The following is a 15,706-nucleotide window of genomic DNA, read 5'->3' as shown; positions in this document are numbered from 1 at the left end:
TGCTAGGCCTTCGCTGCCAGTACGAACGCCCGGATCTTCACCAGGTCCTTGACCCCGCGGGAACTTTCGACGCCGGACGAGACGTCCACTCCCCAGGCACCGGCCTCCTTCGCGGCCCGGGAGACGTTCAGGGGGTCAAGGCCTCCGGCCAGCAGCCAGTTCCGGCCCCCCAGGCCCTTGGCCTGGACCGAAGCATAGTCCCAGGCTTCGCCGGAGCCGGGCACGGCGGCGTCAATCAGCAGCAGTTCCTCGCCCCAGTTTTTGAACGCTTCCGGCGCGGCACCCATGGTGACGGCCCTGATCACCTTCATGCCGGCGTCGTGCGCTTCTTTCACGTCCTCCGGTGCGCGGTCCCCGTGGAGCTGGATCCACCCCAGTCCCGCAGCACGGGCGACGGCGATCGCGTCCGCCACCGGCTCGTGCCGGAACACGCCTACCGCCGGAGTCTTCGGGGGAACGTGGGCAAGAAGCTCCCGGGCCCGTTCGGGTGTGACCTCGCGCGGGCTCTTGGTCAGGACGAATCCGACGGCGTCCGCACCGGCGCCGGCCGCTTCCCGGACCGACTCCGGCGTACTCAGCCCACACACCTTGACGAACATTCCTGGCTCCTCCTGCAGTATTTCCTCCACCTGACGTTAGCAAGCCCGCGCCGGCCCGGGGAGCTAGGCTGAACGAATGGAGATCATCCGCTATGCCGAGCTCAGGGCCGAACCGTGGCGCAACAAGGGCGGGGTCACCCGCGAACTGGCCAGCCATCCGAAAGCTGCGTCCTCCCAGGACGGCGCGTGGGACTGGCGGGTGAGCATCGCCGAGGTGTCCAAAGCCGGGCAGTTCTCAGCGTTTCCCGGCATGGACCGGGTGCTCACCGTGGTGGACGGCGAACTACTGCTCCTGACCGTGGACGGCGCCGAGCACCCGCTGGAGAAGTACCGGCCGTTCCGCTTCTCCGGCGAAGCGGAGGCCGCCGGCGCATTGCCCACCGGCGATATCCGCGGGCTCAACGTCATCACCCGGAACGGGGCCTTCAAGGGCTACACGTCCATCATTGAGCTCTCCAAGAAGCGGGCGCACCCCGTCTTCGAGGGCCAGTTCGGCATCCTGCTGCAGGGGCAAGCCACCGTCAGCCCGGGCAACGCCGGCGGCGGGGAGTCCTCCGGCGACGACGAAGCAGCCGAAGTATTTCCCGCGCCTGGCGGGCCCGAGACGCTGGACCGCTATGACGCCGTCGTCGGTTCCGATTCAGGTACGCCGGAAATCCTGGGCCGCGGCTTCCTGGCCGTCGTGTCGATCGACCGGGTCACCTAAAAACGCCGCTGGCGGCGGGTGCCTGCAGGAGCTCCTCCTGCGCCGGCCCCGCCGGGGTGAGGGCCGCAGCGATCACCACCGAGCTCGCGGAAGCCCAGGCCTGTGGGCGGCAGCTCGCCGGGAACGGGACGGGAGTGCGCATGGTGTCCGAGCCGTGGCCGCCAAACAACTCCGGCAGCCGCCAGTCGTTGGCTTCCGCCACATGCAGCAACCCGGCGGCGAGCTGCGCCGCTTCGTCCGGGAATCCGTCCGCCAGCATTCCGCTGATGATCAGGGCCGTGTCATGGCTCCAGACGGCGCCGGCGTGGTAGCGGGTGGGCCAGTAGCCGCCGTTGGTGGTGGACAGGGTCCGCACGCCGTAGCCGGAAAACATGGTGGGATCCATGACGCGGCGAACAACAATCCGCTGCTCGTCCTCGTTGAGGATTCCGGTACCCAGCAGGTGCCCCATATTGGAGGTCACGCCGTCCACCGGGCGCTTATCGGCATCCAGCGCGAGCGCAGGGTAGGGGCCGAGCTCGTCCTCGCACCAGAACTGCGCGCGGAAGCGTTCGGCCATGCCTGCTGCGTAGTCGCGCCATTCCTGGGCCCCCGGGCGTCCGAAGGCGTCCAGGATTTCCGCGCCCACTACTGCAGCCTCATAGGCGTAGGCCTGCACCTCGGCGAGCGCGATGGGCCCCTTCGCCAGCGAACCGTCATGCCAGCGGATGGCGTCGCCGGAATCCTTCCAGCCCTGGTTCACCAGGCCCTGGCCGGACGCGTCGAGGTACTCCAGGAAACCGTCCCCGTCCAGGTCGCCGTGGTCCCTGAGCCATTCGAGGGCGTCCTGGAGGTTGGGCAGGAGCTCCTCCACCTCCGCGTCCGGCATGCCGGCCTTCCAGGCATCGTGCAGGAGGCAGATCCACAGCGGGGTGGCGTCAATGGTGCCGTAGTACACCGGAGGCAGGCGCAGTGCCTGGCCGCTCTCGGCCATGGTCAGGACGGTCCGGCGGACCTCGTGCAGGATCTTGCCCGGCTGGACGGCTGAGGTGTGGTCCGTCTCGGTGCCCTGCCGACCGGCCAGCGCGCGGAGCGTTCCGCCGGCAATGGCCGTGTTGATGGGCAGCAGCATCCGCGCCGCAATGATCGAATCCCGGCCGAACATGGTGAAGAACCACGGGGCACCGGCCGCCAGGAATGTGTCATGAGGATGTGAGTAGTGCGCAAGGCGCAGGCTGTTGAGGTCGCTGACGGACCGTTCCAGGAGCCGGTTCAGCCGGGGGTCGTTCGAGGCCGGAGCAGCGATGGGCTCGCCGTCCGCAGCGAGCATGGGCGAATCCTCATCCGTCAGGTCCACCGCCCAGGCCACGTGCACGGGCACCCCGGGCAGGACTTCCACTGCCCAGTCGATGGTGACTTTGCTGCCGTCAAGGCTGACGGTGCCGTTGTCCGCTGTCAGCGCGAGGGTAGTGTCTGCGTCGCGCCAGGACCATGTGGTTCCCTGCGGCTCCACCGGGGTGCCCTCCGGCACACCCTGCTTGACCTGTTCCATGGTGGTGTTGTCCGCACCGAGGGTCAGCCGGACGTTCAGCGTGACAGGCTCCCGCATGGCCGACTCGAGCCGCAGGGTTTCGGCCACCCTGCCCGAACAGCCGGTGAGGGTCTCTGTGTCCTCGCCTGCACGGATGCGGCCGGACTCGGCCGTGCGAGTGCGCACCAGGGAGAGCAGTGGGTCAGCCACTTCGGCGTCCGCGCGGACAAAGTAGATGTAGTCGGTCTTCTTGGAGGAACGCAGCTGGGTGGACACCCATTCAGGTTCCCGGCCGTCCACCGTAAGGACTGCCGTATGGAGCACACGGTCATCGCCGCAGTAGACCCCCTGTGCGCCGGTGTGGCGGATCTGTCCATGCGCGTCGGACCACGCCTGGATGGGGGCGCTGAAAACGCCGGAAAGATTGTGCAGGTATGGCTGTTCAGAGGCCACGGTAAAACAACTCCTGTGCTGCTGGGTCTGGGGGCGGAGGCTGGCGTCCGCATTACCGGGCGTGAACCTGGGCGAACTAATTTGATCGATCAAATTTGTGCGGTTAAATCGTCTCACACGTTAGTCTGTGAAGGAAAAGGCCGCCAGGCTGCGGCGGTGCCGGGACCCCAGCCGGCCACTTCCTGCATTCCACCCGCCCAGTACCCGCATCCCAAGGAGTCCCGCTTGTCCCGGCCCACCCTCGCCAGCCTGGCCAGCGAACTTGCCGTCTCGCGGCAGACCATCTCCAACGTGCTGAATGCGCCGCACAAGGTGAAGCCCGCCACCCGGGAGCGTGTCCAGGCGGCCATCGCCGCTGCTGGCTACCGGCCCAGCGCTGCCGCCCGCCAACTGCGCACCCAGCGCTCCATGACCTTTGGCATGCGGCTCTTCCCCGCCACGGACGGCATCAACGGCGCCGTCCTGGACCGCTTCCTGCACGCACTGACGGAAGCGGCCCAGAGTGCGGGCTACCGGCTCACGCTGTTCTGCGCCGACTCCGACGGCGACGAGATCCGCCAGTACGAAGAACTTCTCGACGTCGCGGGGCTGGACGGATTCATCCTCACCTCCAGCTCACCCGACGACGCGCGGACCCGCTGGCTGCAGGAACGCGGCACGCCCTTTGCCGTGTTCGGCCGGCCCTGGCGCGCCGCCGGGCACCCGGCCGTGGCGAGCCATCCCTGGGTGGACGTCGACGGAGCCGCCGGGACGGAAGCCGCGGTGGAGATGCTGCTTGCCCAAGGCCACTCGAGGATCGGCTTCCTGGGCTGGTACACGGGCGATCCCGTGGGGGCCGACCGCCGCCACGGCTGGGAGCGAGCCATGGCCGCGGCCGGATTCGGCGCGGACGTGCCCCTCCTCAGCGTCGAGGCGGAAGACACGGTTGCCGGCGGTGCAGCCGGCGCAGCCCTGCTGGTTTCCCGGGGAGCCACCGCCGTCGTCTGTTCCAGCGACTCGCTGGCTTTGGGAGCCATGGAGAAGCTCCGGGAGGTACGGCAGGGCGCTTTGGCGTCCGGCCAGCCCGCCCTTTCCGGCGGACCGCCAGCCGTTGTTGTTGGCTTTGACGACACTCCCGTAGCCGCCGCACTGGGGCTCTCCAGCATCGCCCAGCCAGTGGAGGAGGCCGCGCGCCACATCATCCGCGTGCTGACGCACGAGCTGGCGGGAAACGCGCCAGCAGCCCGGAGCGTAGCCGGCGCACCGCCGGCCAGGCAGTTGCTCCTCGCACCGAGTGTGGTGGAACGGACTCCGCTACCCCTAGCCGCGCCCGGCCGGTAGCTGCGCGGCCGGTAGCTGCGCGTGTGGGCGCCGGCGGTAGCGTCGTGGCACGTACACCCTCCCGCGCCCTTGATCTTTGCATCGCAGTGCCCTAGTGTCGCCAGCTACCAGGTGAATCCGTGGAGCCGATCATGACCGGGAAAGAAGCTGTTCAAGCCTCGCGCGACGCCCGCCCCGCCGTCCATCGCACCGCGCCCTTCGTGGCGATCGGCATCACCTGCGGCATTGCCTGGGCAGCGGGATTCCGCAGCTACATGGTGGAACTGGCAGGTCCGGCCTCCACTTTCAGCTGGTGGGGAACGTTCGGCTCGCTCCTCCTGCCCGGGGCTGTTGCGGGCGGGCTCCTGGGGTGGGCGGAGGCTCTCCGGCGTGCAGGCGGGCGGAAGGGATGGCGCTGGCTCGCCCTTGCGCCGCTCGCCTTCGCCATCGCTCCCCTGTTCATGCCCGGTGCCATTACCGCCCTTCTCACCCAAGGCCTCGGCGGCGGCGCAATCGCCGTCGCCCTGGTTGGGATCGGCGGCGGTTACGCGATCTCCCGGCGAGGACCGCTCTGGGCCAGGCTCGTCTGCGGCCTCGTCAGTGCGGCCCTCGCCGCTGCCCTCGCCCTGACCGGGCCGGGGATCGCCGGCCCCAGCCTGGCATTCACCGAACCGCGCGGCGCGTGGGTGGCGGTGCTGGCCGCCTCGTTCATCGTCGTGCTCGCCCTCGCCGCATCGATCCCGCACCGGCCGGTGAACCCGGATACACAGCACCGGTGACCTTAGCCACCAACGGTGGCCTGCCGGCGTCGGGCGTTGCTACGCTGGAACCAAGGTTCCCCTCCGGAACCTCCGGACGACGGTTCAGTACCCGGCACGCGACAAGACTGGCCAAAGGATCTGTCATGTCGTGGTTAATCCTCATCCTCTCCGGGGCGCTCGAGGCCGTGTGGGCCGCAGCGCTGCACCGGACCTCCCAGGCCACAGGCCGCAGGCGGGTCCTGCCCGCAGCCGTCTTCCTGGTCTCAGTCATTGCCAGCACCGGCGGACTCGCCGTCGCCATGCAGTCGATCCCCACGGGCACCGCCTACGCGGTGTGGGTGGGCGTGGGCGTGGTGCTGACGTCCGCGTACGCGATCGTCACCAAAGTTGAACGGGCGACGGCGGCACGGCTGCTGCTGCTCGCGGGGATCGCCGCGTGCGTGGTTGGCCTGAAGGTGGTGGCGTGATGCTTCGGAAATCCGCCGCAGCCTGGCTGGTCCTGCTCGCCTCCGCCGTGCTCGAGGCCGTCTGGGCCACCGCCCTGGGACTGTCCGACGGATTCTCCGAGGCACTGCCCACTGCCGTTTTTGCCGTCACCGCCACACTGAGCATGGTTGGCCTGGGAATCGCCGTGAAGTCGATCCCGCTGGGGACCGCCTACGCCGTGTGGGTGGGCATCGGCGCCGCCCTGACCGTGGGCTGGGCCATGGCCACCGGCGTTGAGCCTGCCAGCCCGCTGAAGCTGCTGTTCATCGCCGGGATCGTGGGCTGCGCGGCTGGGCTGAAGCTGCTGCCGCAGGACCGGTAGAACCGCGCACCACAAGGTCGGACGCCAGGACCACCGGCGAGCGGGTGGCATGTTCGCCGGCAATTTCGGAGGCCAGGGCATGGACGGCCGCGTGCGCGATTGCGGCAACAGGCTGCCGGAGCGTGGTCAGCGGCGGATTGGTGAGCGCCATCAGCGGGGAGTCGTCGAAGCCCACGATGGACACGTCCTCGGGCACGCGCAACCCCCTGGAGTGGGCCGCCCGGATGGCGCCGAGGGCCATGACGTCGGAGGCGCACACAATGGCCGTGTGGCCGGAGTCCAAGAGTTCGTTGGCCGCGCTCTGGCCGCCTTCCACCGTGAACATGCTGGTGGCCGTGTGCGGATCCGGGTCCTCGGTGCCAAGGAACCCGGCCAACGCGGAGCGGAATCCGGCCAGCTTCTGCCGGCTGGGGATGAAGCGGTGCGGGCCGATCGCGAGCCCGATCTTCCGGTGCCCCAGGCTGGCAAGGTGCTGCACGGCCGTGCTGACTGCCGCGGCGTCGTCGTTGGACACAGAGGCGGCCGCCAGTTCCGGACGGGCGCCGTTGACCAGGACGAACGGAATGCCGCGCCCGAGCAGCCGGTGGTAGCGCTCCAGGCTGGCCTGGCCGTCGGCGTGTGAAGTGCAGATGAAGATGATGCCGGAAGCTTCCTGCGCCACAAGCATCTCGATGTACTCGTCCTCGGAGCGGCCCCCGCCCGGCAAGGCGCAGAGGATCGGGATGAAGTCCTCCTGGGAAAGGAGTGACACCATGGCCTGCGCAATGGCCGGAAAGATCGGATTGGCCAGGTCCGGGACGATGATCCCCACCTGGCCCCGGGTGGTGCTGCGGGCACGGTCCGGGCGCTCGTAGCCAAGGTCGTCCATCGCTGCGAGGACCGCCTGCCGCACCTCGCGTGAAACGCCCTTCCGCCCGTTGACCACGCGGGACACGGTGGCGATGCTGACGCCGACCTTCCGGGCGAGGTCCTCCAGCTTCGGTCGCTCCGGGGCGGCCGGGTCTGCGCGGCCCGCTGTCGTGCTCATAAAGCTCCTTCACCGGAACGGCCGTCCGGAAGTCATCGTGCTTCCAGTGTACGTAAGCCTCCCGTCTTGTTAGGTGAAAACAGAACGCAAAATTTTCAGCAAACTGTTGACGTGCGTCATAACGGGTACCTAGGCTCGTCACTATCCCCGCTCACCGCTGATGCCGTTCTGGGGCATTGCCAAGGAAGGTCTCCCATGATTCGCCACTCCCACTTGCCCGGGTCCCCGCCCGCCCTCAACCGGAAACTGCTGGCTGCCCTGGCGGCCGCCTGCGTCACTCCCCTGGCCCTGGGCGGCCTCGCCCTCCCCGCGTTTGCAGACCACACCGCCACGCCGGGAAACGTGGCACTCGTAGGATCGCTACAGTCCGAAATCGGCTGTCCCGGAGACTGGCAGCCGGAATGCGCCGCCAGCAGGCTGCTGCCGGTGGAGGGATCCACCACCCTCTACCGGGCCACCTTCGATGTCCCCGCCGGCACCTACGCCATGAAGATCGCCCTCAACAATTCCTGGGACGAGAACTACGGCGCCGGCGGAGTGGCCGGTGGCGGTGACCTGGTGCTCAATGCGCCGGGCGGACCCGTGACGTTCACCTACGACCACGCCAGCCACACCCTCACTGACGACGTTCCGGATGCGCTGGGAGCCGAGGCGGGCGCGCACTGGCTGACGGCAGACACCATCGCCTGGCAGGCCCCCGGAGCCGCAGGCACCACGTACCGGCTCTTTAGCGCCCCCGACGGCGGACTGGCAGTTGCTGACGGAGAGGTCACCGGGGGATCCGCCGTCCCCCTCGAACTGGATGCCCAGCGCCTGGAAGCCGGCCTCGCGGCCAAGTATCCGCACCTTGCGGGCCTTGCCTCCCTGCGGCTGCCGGAAGCCGACGCGCTCCGGGCCAAGGAACTCCTGAAAGGCCAGCTGCTCGTGGCCGCCATCGGGCCGGACGGCACGGTCACCGCAACCACCGGTGTCCAGGTCCCCGGAGTCCTGGACTCGCTCCACCCGGGGGCGGCGGAGCAGGAACTTGGACTGTCCTGGAAGGGCAAGCGCCCGGAGCTCTCCCTGTGGGCGCCCACTGCCCGCAGCGTCACCGTCCACACGTACGCTTCCGGCTCCGGCGGGGATCCCGCCTCCAGCAGGGCCATGGAACCGGCCGGCGACGGCGTGTGGTCCGTCACCGGGGACAAGGACTGGAACGGCAGCTACTACCTGTACGAGGTGGAGGTCTTCGTCCCGGAAACCGGCAAGGTAGAGCGGAACCTCGTCACCGACCCCTACAGCGTGGGACTCTCCGCCAACTCCGAACGCAGCCTTTTCGTGGACCTCGAGGACAAGGCCCTGGCGCCGGCCGGCTGGGCCAAGCTGCAGAAGCCGGCGCTCAGCAAGCCGGAAGACCTATCCCTCTACGAGCTGCACGTCCGCGATTTTTCCATCACCGACGACTCCGTCCCCGCCGAGCACCGCGGCACCTACAAGGCGTTCACGGACACCGGCAGCAACGGCATGAAGCGCATGCAGGAACTGGTGGACGCCGGGATGAACGCAGTCCACCTGCTGCCCGTCAACGACATCGGCACCATTGAAGAGCGCCGAAGCGAGCAACGCGAACCGCTCTGTGACCTCGCCGCGCTGCCTGCTGACTCCGAGGAGCAGCAGGCCTGTGTGGCCGAGACTGCAGCCAGGGACGGCTTCAACTGGGGCTACGATCCCCTGCACTACACAACGCCTGAAGGCTCCTACTCCACCAACCCGGACGGACCCGCCAGGATCACGGAATTCCGTGCAATGGTGGCTGCACTGAACACCACCGGCGCGCGGGTGATCCAGGACGTCGTCTACAACCACACGTCCAGTGCCGGCCAGTCCGGGAGCAACAACCTGGACCGGATCGTGCCGGGCTACTACCACCGCCTGAATGCCTCGACCGGATCCCTGGAGACGTCCACATGCTGCGCAAACACGGCCACGGAGAACGCCATGATGGGCAAGCTCATGGTCGATTCCCTGGTGACGCTGGCCAGGACCTACAAGCTGGACGGCTTCCGTTTCGACCTTATGGGCCACCACTCCAGGCAGAACATGCTGGATGTCAGGGCGGCCCTCGACGAACTGACGCTGCCCAGGGACGGAGTGGACGGCAAGAACATCACCTTGTACGGCGAGGGCTGGAACTTCGGCGAGGTGGCCAACAACGCCAGGTTCGTCCAGGCCACCCAGGCCAACATGGCCGGGACCGGCATCGGCACGTTCAACGACCGCCTGCGCGACGCCGTCCGCGGCGGAGGACCCTTTGACCCGGATCCCCGGGTCCAGGGCTTCGCTTCCGGCCTGTTCACGGACCCCAATGATTCCCCTGCCAACGGCACCCCGGACCAGCAAAAAGCCGCCCTTCTCCTCGCCCAGGACCTGGTGAAGGTGGGCCTGACCGGCAACCTGAAGGACTACTCCTTCGTCGACCGCACCGGCGCCACGGTCAAGGGCTCCGACGTGCCCTACAACGGCGCCCCGGCCGGGTACGCGAGCGATCCGCAGGAGGCCATCACCTACGTGGAGGCCCATGACAACGAGACGCTGTTCGACGCCCTGGCCCTGAAGCTCCCGATGGACACGCCCATGGCCGACCGGACGCGGATGCAGACCCTCGCGCTCAGCACCACCGCCTTCGGGCAGGGCATCTCGTTCTGGCACGCCGGCGGAGAGTCGCTGCGGAGCAAGTCCCTGGACCGCAACAGCTACGACTCCGGCGACTGGTTCAACGTCCTGGACCACACGGATGCCACCAACGGCTTCGGCCGAGGACTGCCGCCCAAGGCTGACAACGAGGACAAGTATGGCTACATGCGCCCGCTGCTCGCGGATCCGGCGCAGAAGCCGGCTTCCGAAGAGATCGCAGCAGCCCGCGGACGGGCCGAGGAACTGCTGCAGATCCGCAGGAGCACGCCGCTGTTCCACCTGGGCGAGGCAGCCCTGGTGCAGCAGAAGGTGTCCTTCCCGGCCGGCGGTCCCGACCAGACCCCGGGCGTCGTGGTGATGCGCATAGACGACTCCGTCGGACCGGACGTGGACCGGAACCTGCGCGGACTCGTGGTGGTGTTCAACGCCTCGGACGAGGCCACCAGCCAGACCGTAGCCGGCACCGCGGGCTCCGCCTACGCCCTGCACCCGGTGCAGGCCGGGGGCACTGACTCCGTGGTCAAGACGGCCGCCCATGACGCTGCATCCGGGACCTTCACCGTCCCGGCCCGCACGGTGGCGGTGTTCCAGGCCGGGTAGCGGCGGATTAGGCTGGTGGCCATGGCATCTTCCCCGCCGGACGCGTTCCGGCATCCCGACGCGCTCCGGCACCCCGACGTGACGGCAGCCGTGGCGGGCCTGCGTGCCCGCCTCGCGTCCGGAAACCGGATCTTGCTCGGCATTACGGGTTCGCCGGGGTCGGGCAAGTCGACCCTGGCTGCCGGCCTGCACGCGGTTTTCGGCGCCGGCACGGCCGTGGTTGTGCCAATGGACGGATTCCACCTGGGCAACGCGATCATCAACGGCACACCGCTGCGGCAGCGAAAGGGGGCAATCGACACGTTCGACGTCGGCGGCTACCTCTCGCTGTTGCAGCGGCTGGCGCGGCGGGATGAGCCTGTGGTCTACGCGCCGGACTTCCGCCGCGAGATTGACGAGCCGGTGGCTGCTTCCATTGCCGTTCCGGCGTCGGTGCCGCTGGTGATCACCGAAGGCAACTACCTGCTGGCCGACCGCCCCGTGTGGAGGCAGGTCCGGGCGGAACTGGATGAGGTCTGGTTCATGGACACTCCCCCGGACCTTCGCCTCGCCCGGCTGGTGAGCCGGCATGTGGAGTTCGGCATGGACCGGCCCGCCGCGGAGGAATGGGCCGCCGGCTCCGACGAAGCCAACGCGCGGATGATCGAATCCACCCGCCCTGCGGCAGACCGGATCATCCCCTGGTGCTAGATTTCCCCGAGAAGGCAAAGCAGCGAAATGGAGACTCCCATGGCAACGGCATCCGCACCATCGGTCCACCTCGGCGACGGCCTGTACGTCAGCCCCCTGGGGTTCGGCGGCATGGCCCTCACCCCGGTCTACGGCGAAGTGGACCAGGGCGAGGCCCTGCGCACCCTCCACCATGCCGTTGACGCGGGCGTCAGCTTCATCGACACCGCTGATATCTACGGTGGCGGCAGCAACGAGGAGCTCATTGCCCAGCTGCTGAAGGAACGCCGGGATGACGTGCAGCTGGCCACGAAGTTCGGCCTGGTGGGCACGCCCAGCAGCGGCTACACCGACATCCGCGGCGACCGCGCGTACATCCAGCAGGCGGTGGAAGCCAGCCTCCGCCGCCTGGGCACCGACACCATCGACCTTTACTACATGCACCGCCGCGACCTCCGCGTTCCGATTGTGGAAACCGTGGAGGCCATGGCGGTGCTGGTGCAGCAAGGCAAAGTGCGGCACCTCGGCCTGTCGGAAGTGACCGCCGAGGAGCTGCGGGAGGCCAGCAGCGTCCACCCGATCGCCGCCGTCCAGAGTGAATGGTCCATCTGGAGCCGCGATGTGGAACGCAACGTTGTTCCCGCGGCAGCCGCGCTTGGGGTGGGGTTTGTGCCCTATTCGCCGCTGGGCCGGGGATTCCTCACCGGCACAGTGGACGCTTCAAAACTCGGAAGCGGCGACTTCCGCCGCAACATCCCCCGGTTCGCCGCGGACGCGGCGGACGCCAACCAGGGAGTGGTGGCGGCGGTGCAGTCCGTCGCCGGCGAGCTCACCGTCTCCGGCAAGCCGGCGACGCCGGCCCAGGTGGCTCTGGCCTGGCTGTTTGCCCAGGGCAAAAAGCTCGGCCTGCCCGTGGTTCCCATCCCGGGCACACGCAAGGCGGAACGGATCGACGAGAACCTGGGTGCGCTGGCGCTACACTTCACCACTGCGCAACTGGAGATGCTCGACGCCGCCGCGGACGCCGTCGTCGGCTCCCGCTCTGCGGACCCCAACTGGGTGTCCCAGGGCCGCGAGTAAGGCGTCCGTAGACTGAAGCCCATGGATTCCCTCATTCACGACCTGCGAGACATCACCATCCGCCGAATTTCGGTCAGCGAGATGGACAACAACGTGTATCTGCTCACCAGCAAGGCGTCCGGCGCGCAGCTCCTGATCGATGCGGCCGATGATCTGGCCGCCATCCAGGGGCTGCTTTCCGACGCCGCCGCGGACACGTCCGCGACGCCGAAGCTGGCGCTGATTGCCACCACCCACCAGCACTGGGACCATGTCCGTGCGCTGCCGGGCCTGGTGGAGGCCACCGGAGCGAAGACGGCGGCCGGGACGGCGGACGCCCCGGAACTGCCGGTGCCGGTGGATGTGCTGCTGGACCACGGGGACGTGGGCAACTTCGACGGCTTCGACGTGACGGCCGTGCACCTGCGCGGCCACACGCCGGGGTCGGTGGCCCTGGTGTACCAGGACCCGGAAGGTCCCGCGCACATCTTCTCCGGCGACTCACTGTTCCCGGGAGGCGTGGGCAACACCCAGCAGGATCCCGAGCGGTTCAACCAGCTGATCACCGACGTCAGCGACCGGCTGTTCGACGCCTACCCCGATGACACCGTGGTGCATCCGGGCCATGGCAAGCCCACCACCCTCGGCGCGGAACGCCCGCACCTTGGGGAGTGGCGCGCCCGCGGCTGGTGATCCCGGGTTAACCACTCATCGAGTGCTCCAGCACCGCCGTTATGAACCTTCTAAACGGCGGTTACGGAGCACTCGATGTCGGTTAAGGGACCTTAGCGGCTGCGGCGTTCGTTCGACGCCGGAGCTGACGCGCGGCGGGGGCCGCCGCTGCGTGCCGGACGGCCTTCGCCGGAACGGCCGTTGCCGCCGCCGGAGTAGGATCCGCCCGAGGTGCCGCCGGTGTTGGAGGACCAGACTGCCGCGTTGCCGCCGGCCGAGCCGGACTTGGCTCCGGCAGCTGCGCGCTGGCCCGTTGCCGGACGTCCGCTGCGCTGGCCGCCCGTTGCGCCGCCGGTGCGGGGTGCGCCGCCACGGCCTGACGCGCTGCGGGGTGCACTGGTGCGGGTAGCAGCGCCGCGGGCATCGCCACGGCCGTCGGTTGCACGTGCGTCAGACCCGCGGCCGGCCGATGCACGGCCGCCTGCTGCGGGAACGTCGTTGTGGTGCGAGTAAGCAGTGGCACGGCCGCGGCCGCGGGCATTGCGGCGCTCGGCGCGCTCGGCGTCGGCGCGGTCCTGGTTCTTTTCCGCCACGCGCTCGGCAGCGTTGCGGGCAGCGGCCTGGCCTTCATAGGCCACGGCACGGCGCTCGGCGCGGGGAAGGTCCGTGCGGGGAGCCTCGGCCGCAACCCGTCCGCGTCCGCCACGTCCGCCGCGGCCACCCGCTGTGGGTGCAGCCTGGCGGCGGGCGCGCTTGCGCTCGGCGTTGGCACCGGTGGAGGTGCCGCCGCCCTGGTTGGACTTGGCAGCCAGCAGAGCGGCGCGGGTGCGCGGATCGATCTTGTCGGCCATTTCGCCCACCAGTTCTGCAACCAGCGGGGAGTTGGCGGTGACGCGCTCGAAGTTGACCTCGACGCCGGCAGCCTTCATGAGCTTCTTGACGTCGGACTGCTGCTCCGGGAGGGTCAGCGTGACCACGGTGCCGTCGGAACCTGCGCGGGCCGTACGGCCTGAGCGGTGCAGGTATGCCTTGTGCTCTGTGGGCGGGTCAACGTGGATCACCAGTTCGACGTCGTCCACGTGGACGCCGCGGGCGGCGACGTCGGTGGCCACCAGGACGCGGACGTCGCCGGAGGAGAACTCGGCGAGGTTGCGGTCACGGGCGTTCTGCGAAAGGTTGCCGTGCAGGTCGACGGCGGGGATGCCGGCGTCGGTCAGGGTCTTGGCAAGCTTGCGGGCGTGGTGCTTGGTGCGCATGAAGAGCACGCGGCGGCCGGAACCCGAAGCGAGTTCGACGATCAGCTGCTTCTTGACGGTCTGGTCGTTGACGACGAGCACGTGGTGTTCCATGGTTGTCACCGCGGCCTGCGGATCATCCACGGAGTGGGTCAGCGGGTTGGACAGGTAGCGCTGGACAATCTTGTCCACGCCGTTGTCCAGGGTGGCGGAGAACAGCAGCCGCTGGCCCTGGCTCGGGGTCATATCCATGAGCTTCTTGACCACCGGCAGGAAGCCGAGGTCGGCCATGTGGTCGGCCTCGTCCAGCACGGTGACCTCAACAGCCTCGAGGGTCAGGATGCGCTGACGGATCAGGTCCTCCAGGCGGCCCGGGCAGGCGATGACAATGTCGACGCCGGCGCGCAGCGCCTTCTCCTGGCGGGCCTGGGAGATGCCGCCGTAGATGACGGTGGTGTTCAGGCCCATGGCCTTGGCCATCGGCTCGATGGTGGCGTTGATCTGGGTGGCCAGCTCGCGGGTCGGCGCAAGGACCAGGCCCATCGGGCGGCCGGGCTTGCGGAAGTGCTTGGCTTCCCGCTCAGCGAGTCGTGCTACAAGCGGGATGGCGAAAGCGATGGTCTTGCCGGAGCCGGTGCGGCCGCGGCCCAGGACGTCGCGTCCGGCCAGGGTGTCCGGGAGGGTCTTGACCTGGATGGGGAAGGGTTCGGTGATTCCCTGTGCGGTCAGCGTGTCGGCGAGTGCCTTGGGCGTGCCGAGGGCAGCAAAAGTAGTCATGTGTTTCAAGGTCTTTCAGGCGGTATCCATGCGGATATCGGCCCCCGGTGCCGGTTGGCCCAAGGGTTCGCCGAAGAAAAGTCAGGTGATCAACCGGGCTGCTGCCAACCTTGCGGTGGCGGCGGCCGGGACCAAATAGAACGCGTTCATCGACGCAGGATGTGCCTCTCACATGAAAAAAACCCACTCCCTGCGGATAAATCCTTCGGGGACCCGGTCAACGAGCCGAAGCTGTTCAACCGAGTACTAAGCGGGCATCACTGCACATCAAGTTCCACCAGTCTAGCATCCGCGGGCTCCGCCCCCGTTTCGGGGTTACTGCACCGCCCCTCCGGCCGTCACTTCGGCTAGCGCCAACATGGCGGACCCATCCGGTTCAGGCTCGGGTCCGAATCCCCTCGGGAGGATCTACCCGAAAGGACATCCCATGGGACTCGAAGACAAGGGACGCAACGTCGTTATCCATCACCTTGGGAGCGCCAGCGAGCAACCCGGCCGGCTCACCGGCAACGGGGACCCCAGGCGGGAGGGCCAGGCGGACCAGGCCGGGGTGAGGCCCGTGGAAGCCGCCGAACCTGCTCCAACAACAGACTACGATTGATGCTTTGAGTCTCGACATTTGTCGAAGGGTAGTGACACGGACGGCGGCTGATTCGCCCGTCCGTGAGACGAAGACAGGGAGGCGCCCCCATCACGTCAGGGCCCGGCACTACGCCCAGGCACGCCCTTTCCCGCCCCGGGTCCGCTGGAAGCCCGAGGCTGCCCGCCGTCGAAACGCGGGCCCGCCGCTTGGTGCGAGCAGCTGCTGGCCTGCGGAGGAGGGCCTCCACCCGGCCCATAGTCTTAATCCACCCCCCC

Annotated in this window: 14 protein-coding genes and 1 riboswitch; of the genes, 10 read left to right on the top strand and 4 right to left on the bottom strand. The window is 68.5% G+C overall.

Going from position 1 to position 15,706, the window contains the following annotated elements; translation table 11 throughout:
* Positions 1-2: 2 nt before the first annotated feature.
* Positions 3-599 (bottom strand): phosphoribosylanthranilate isomerase, encoded by a 597-nt coding sequence (locus tag WMN78_RS14370; RefSeq protein WP_340534419.1) that lies wholly within the window; start codon positions 597-599, stop codon positions 3-5.
* 76 nt (positions 600-675) lie between these two features.
* Between WMN78_RS14370 and WMN78_RS14365 the strand changes: the two genes are divergently transcribed.
* Positions 676-1,305 (top strand): HutD family protein, encoded by a 630-nt coding sequence (locus WMN78_RS14365; protein WP_340534418.1) that lies wholly within the window; start codon positions 676-678, stop codon positions 1,303-1,305.
* Here WMN78_RS14365 and WMN78_RS14360 read toward each other — a convergent pair.
* Complete coding sequence (locus WMN78_RS14360) at positions 1,298-3,268, bottom strand: glycogen debranching N-terminal domain-containing protein (protein WP_340534417.1); 1,971 nt, start codon at positions 3,266-3,268, stop codon at positions 1,298-1,300. The two genes, WMN78_RS14365 and WMN78_RS14360, sit on opposite strands and share 8 nt — an antisense overlap.
* A 225-nt stretch (positions 3,269-3,493) precedes the next feature.
* Here WMN78_RS14360 and WMN78_RS14355 point away from each other — a divergent pair, with 225 nt between their 5' ends.
* The 4 genes from WMN78_RS14355 to WMN78_RS14340 all read left to right on the top strand — a co-directional run bounded on the left by WMN78_RS14355 (position 3,494) and on the right by WMN78_RS14340 (position 6,136).
* The gene (locus WMN78_RS14355; protein WP_340534416.1) at positions 3,494-4,588 is read left to right on the top strand and encodes a LacI family DNA-binding transcriptional regulator; all 1,095 of its coding nucleotides are present in this window, start codon (positions 3,494-3,496) and stop codon (positions 4,586-4,588) included.
* Between the two features lie 131 nt (positions 4,589-4,719).
* On the top strand, positions 4,720-5,346 hold the full coding sequence (locus WMN78_RS14350; RefSeq protein WP_340534415.1) for a hypothetical protein: 627 nt from the start codon (positions 4,720-4,722) through the stop codon (positions 5,344-5,346).
* A 50-nt stretch (positions 5,347-5,396) separates the two neighbouring features.
* A riboswitch (guanidine-III (ykkC-III) riboswitch) is annotated at positions 5,397-5,462 on the top strand.
* A gap of 9 nt (positions 5,463-5,471) precedes the next feature.
* Positions 5,472-5,795, top strand: coding sequence for a DMT family transporter (locus WMN78_RS14345; protein ID WP_340534414.1), 324 nt, complete (start codon positions 5,472-5,474; stop codon positions 5,793-5,795).
* Positions 5,795-6,136: a multidrug efflux SMR transporter gene (locus tag WMN78_RS14340; RefSeq protein WP_340534518.1), complete on the top strand. Its 342-nt coding sequence runs from the start codon at positions 5,795-5,797 to the stop codon at positions 6,134-6,136. Before WMN78_RS14345 ends, WMN78_RS14340 begins: the two co-directional genes overlap by 1 nt.
* Here WMN78_RS14340 and WMN78_RS14335 read toward each other — a convergent pair.
* Positions 6,078-7,163 (bottom strand): LacI family DNA-binding transcriptional regulator, encoded by a 1,086-nt coding sequence (locus WMN78_RS14335; protein ID WP_340534413.1) that lies wholly within the window; start codon positions 7,161-7,163, stop codon positions 6,078-6,080. The genes WMN78_RS14340 and WMN78_RS14335 overlap by 59 nt on opposite strands.
* Before the next feature lie 195 nt (positions 7,164-7,358).
* On the opposite strand from WMN78_RS14335, the gene pulA reads away from it, so the two are divergent.
* From pulA to WMN78_RS14315, 4 genes are read left to right on the top strand one after another with little or no spacing between them, the layout of a single operon-like run.
* Entirely contained in the window at positions 7,359-10,436 is a 3,078-nt protein-coding gene (gene pulA, locus WMN78_RS14330) for a pullulanase-type alpha-1,6-glucosidase (protein WP_340534412.1), read from the top strand.
* A gap of 21 nt (positions 10,437-10,457) precedes the next feature.
* Complete coding sequence (locus tag WMN78_RS14325) at positions 10,458-11,126, top strand: nucleoside/nucleotide kinase family protein (protein WP_340534411.1); 669 nt, start codon at positions 10,458-10,460, stop codon at positions 11,124-11,126.
* Positions 11,127-11,165: 39 nt separating this feature from the next.
* Positions 11,166-12,185 (top strand): aldo/keto reductase, encoded by a 1,020-nt coding sequence (locus WMN78_RS14320; protein ID WP_340534410.1) that lies wholly within the window; start codon positions 11,166-11,168, stop codon positions 12,183-12,185.
* A gap of 21 nt (positions 12,186-12,206) precedes the next feature.
* The gene (locus tag WMN78_RS14315; RefSeq protein WP_340534409.1) at positions 12,207-12,857 is read left to right on the top strand and encodes an MBL fold metallo-hydrolase; all 651 of its coding nucleotides are present in this window, start codon (positions 12,207-12,209) and stop codon (positions 12,855-12,857) included.
* Between the two features lie 92 nt (positions 12,858-12,949).
* Here WMN78_RS14315 and WMN78_RS14310 read toward each other — a convergent pair whose 3' ends face one another.
* Complete coding sequence (locus WMN78_RS14310) at positions 12,950-14,848, bottom strand: DEAD/DEAH box helicase (protein ID WP_340534408.1); 1,899 nt, start codon at positions 14,846-14,848, stop codon at positions 12,950-12,952.
* 427 nt (positions 14,849-15,275) lie between these two features.
* Between WMN78_RS14310 and WMN78_RS14305 the strand changes: the two genes are divergently transcribed.
* The gene (locus WMN78_RS14305) at positions 15,276-15,449 is read left to right on the top strand and encodes a CsbD family protein (RefSeq protein ID WP_340534407.1); all 174 of its coding nucleotides are present in this window, start codon (positions 15,276-15,278) and stop codon (positions 15,447-15,449) included.
* Positions 15,450-15,706: the final 257 nt, after the last annotated feature.

Source organism: Arthrobacter oryzae (assembly GCF_037911235.1).
GTDB lineage: Bacteria > Actinomycetota > Actinomycetes > Actinomycetales > Micrococcaceae > Arthrobacter > Arthrobacter oryzae_E.
The sequence above is the reverse complement of the archived record's forward strand: the minus strand, read 5'-3'. Positions and strand labels throughout refer to the sequence as shown.

What these genes read in the sequence shown, in the direction of transcription:
- WMN78_RS14370 (WP_340534419.1), bottom strand. Translation starts at nt 599, where the DNA reads ATGTTCGTCAAGGTGTGTGGGCTGAGTACGCCGGAGTCGGTCCGGGAA.
- WMN78_RS14365 (WP_340534418.1), top strand. Translation starts at nt 676, where the DNA reads ATGGAGATCATCCGCTATGCCGAGCTCAGGGCCGAACCGTGGCGCAAC.
- WMN78_RS14350 (WP_340534415.1), top strand. Translation starts at nt 4,720, where the DNA reads ATGACCGGGAAAGAAGCTGTTCAAGCCTCGCGCGACGCCCGCCCCGCC.
- WMN78_RS14345 (WP_340534414.1), top strand. Translation starts at nt 5,472, where the DNA reads ATGTCGTGGTTAATCCTCATCCTCTCCGGGGCGCTCGAGGCCGTGTGG.
- WMN78_RS14340 (WP_340534518.1), top strand. Translation starts at nt 5,795, where the DNA reads ATGCTTCGGAAATCCGCCGCAGCCTGGCTGGTCCTGCTCGCCTCCGCC.
- WMN78_RS14335 (WP_340534413.1), bottom strand. Translation starts at nt 7,163, where the DNA reads ATGAGCACGACAGCGGGCCGCGCAGACCCGGCCGCCCCGGAGCGACCG.
- pulA (WP_340534412.1), top strand. Translation starts at nt 7,359, where the DNA reads ATGATTCGCCACTCCCACTTGCCCGGGTCCCCGCCCGCCCTCAACCGG.
- WMN78_RS14325 (WP_340534411.1), top strand. Translation starts at nt 10,458, where the DNA reads ATGGCATCTTCCCCGCCGGACGCGTTCCGGCATCCCGACGCGCTCCGG.
- WMN78_RS14320 (WP_340534410.1), top strand. Translation starts at nt 11,166, where the DNA reads ATGGCAACGGCATCCGCACCATCGGTCCACCTCGGCGACGGCCTGTAC.
- WMN78_RS14315 (WP_340534409.1), top strand. Translation starts at nt 12,207, where the DNA reads ATGGATTCCCTCATTCACGACCTGCGAGACATCACCATCCGCCGAATT.
- WMN78_RS14310 (WP_340534408.1), bottom strand. Translation starts at nt 14,848, where the DNA reads ATGACTACTTTTGCTGCCCTCGGCACGCCCAAGGCACTCGCCGACACG.
- WMN78_RS14305 (WP_340534407.1), top strand. Translation starts at nt 15,276, where the DNA reads ATGGGACTCGAAGACAAGGGACGCAACGTCGTTATCCATCACCTTGGG.